Annotated in this window: 1 protein-coding gene; it reads right to left on the bottom strand. The window is 63.7% G+C overall.

What is annotated here, in order from left to right:
- The coding region (locus tag VSR68_RS42540; protein ID WP_342945382.1) for an MFS transporter at positions 1-576 on the bottom strand (576 nt) is incomplete at both ends.

Below are 576 nucleotides of genomic sequence, written 5' to 3'. Positions count from 1 at the left end.
GGAACAGGCCGTGCGATTCGTTGAAATGCAGCGTCGCCGACAGATAGCTCGGCAGATACGACAGCGCCATATAGTCAGTGACGTTGAAGATCAGCACGAGGCCTACGCACTGCAGAAGCGGCTTCCATTGCTGCGCGAGCAGTTCCGTGAAGCGCTGCTTCGGACGTGACTTTTCCTCGACTTCACGCGCCTCGGCTTCCTTCTTGAACGCGGGCGTCTCTTCGAGCTTCATCCGGATATACAGGCCCACGAGACCCAACGGCCCGGCGATGAAGAACGGCACGCGCCAGCCCCACGACAGCAGCGCGTCTTGCGACAGCGAGGACGTCAGTACCGCGACCGTGCCCGCGCCGAGGATATAGCCGACCAGCGTGCCGAATTCGAGGAAGCTGCCCGCGAAGCCGCGTCGGCGGTCCGTCGAGAATTCGGCGATGAAGGTGGCCGCGCCGCCATATTCGCCGCCTGTCGAGAAGCCCTGCACGAGGCGCGCGACGAGCAGCAGCACGGGCGCGAGAATGCCGACCGAGCCATAGCTCGGAATCAGGCCGATCGCGAAGGTGCCGAGCGCCATCATGA

The sequence above is a fragment of the Paraburkholderia phymatum genome, assembly GCF_038900715.1.
Lineage (GTDB): Bacteria > Pseudomonadota > Gammaproteobacteria > Burkholderiales > Burkholderiaceae > Paraburkholderia > Paraburkholderia phymatum_A.
Note: the sequence above shows the minus strand (reverse complement) of the source record. Positions and strands in the feature narration are given on the sequence as shown.